Here is a 559-nt window from a genome sequence, read left to right as displayed (position 1 = left end):
GGCCGCCGGGCTGCTGCTGGCGGTGCTGGGCAGCTCGCTGTTGCCGGTCGTCGCGGGGGCGGCCGGGGTGCCGGTGCTGCGCCGGGCCAGGCTCGCGCGCGCCGCGCGCCGGGAACGGGAGCAGCGGGCCGATGCGGTGATCGCTCTGTGCGCGGCGCTCGCCGGAGAGGTGCGGGCCGGGCGGCAGCCGGGCGAGGCGCTGCTGTACGCCGCGCGGGACTCGGGCGGTCTGGGGGAGGCCCAGGCGGCGGTGCTGGCGGCGGCGCGGTTCGGCGGTGACGTACCCCGCGCTCTCGCCGCGGCGGCCCGGCAACCGGGCGCCGAAGGGCTGCGAGGGCTCGCCGCCTGCTGGCGGGTGGCCGTGGACCAGGGCNNGCGGGACCAACGCGCCGACCTACGAGCACAGTTGGCCGGATCACGGGCCACCGCGGCGATGCTCGCCGGCCTGCCGGCTCTCGGGCTCCTGCTCGGCACGGCCATGGGCGCCGACCCCCTGCACGTGCTGCTGCACACGGGGGCGGGCCTGGGTTGCCTGGTCGTCGGCGGGGTGCTGGAGGCC

General features: G+C 79.9%; 1 protein-coding gene. It reads left to right on the top strand.

What is annotated here, in order from left to right; genetic code table 11:
• On the top strand, nt 1-559 hold a 559-nt coding region (locus BZY54_RS48940; RefSeq protein ID WP_425276403.1), incomplete at both ends, for a type II secretion system F family protein.

The organism is Streptomyces carpinensis, assembly GCF_002154505.1.
GTDB classification, from domain to species: domain Bacteria; phylum Actinomycetota; class Actinomycetes; order Streptomycetales; family Streptomycetaceae; genus Streptomyces; species Streptomyces carpinensis.
The sequence above is the reverse complement of the archived record's forward strand: the minus strand, read 5'-3'. Positions and strand labels throughout refer to the sequence as shown.